Source organism: Acinetobacter sp. ME22, assembly GCF_022012315.1.
GTDB lineage: Bacteria > Pseudomonadota > Gammaproteobacteria > Pseudomonadales > Moraxellaceae > Acinetobacter > Acinetobacter brisouii_A.
In genome coordinates, this window is record NZ_JAKLTL010000043.1 from 1 (window position 1) to 582 (window position 582).

Here is a 582-nt window from a genome sequence, read left to right on the forward strand (position 1 = left end):
ACCCCTCGCCAAGCCGATTGCAGGACATCGCCAAAGATTCGGGTAAATGCAGGATGTTTAGCCTGATCAGGTTGCCCAAATAAAAAGAAGAAGTATCCATAAATTCCGCCTGCAGAGTCATCACCACCAAATAGATTGGGCTTTGCAACCAAGACACGTAAATTTTCAGCAACGGTGGTATTCATGGCTGTCTTTGAACTAAATTTGATTTTAGAAACATTATCGACTGGGCCATGACATAGGATTAAATGGGTTGAAGCATAATATCTGTAGCCAATGGTCTGCTTTTTCTTCTTAATCGCTTCGGGTGTTCCTGCTGCAAATGCGGCGACATTTGGCGCAACATCACAGGTTCCAAAGATAACGGTGATCGAACCCCCTTCATCGGATGTGGTTGCTTCGAGTGTCCCTGCCGTGAGTGATGAATTCTGTACCTTTCTGGCCTGTATGACGGCATAAATCGCCATCATCGCCACGACAACCCAGTAGATAATTTGTGGCCACATCTTAAATAATCCTCGTGGTGGTCGGGTTATCTTCGGGAATATAGGGAAATCCCATAAAATTATCGGTATTGCCAAA

General features: G+C 44.8%; 1 pseudogene. It reads right to left on the minus strand.

Annotation, left to right across the window (positions count from 1 at the left end):
- Positions 1 to 506: pseudogene (locus LVY74_RS17605) on the minus strand (phage tail protein); the annotation flags it as partial.
- Positions 507 to 582 lie beyond the last annotated feature (76 nt).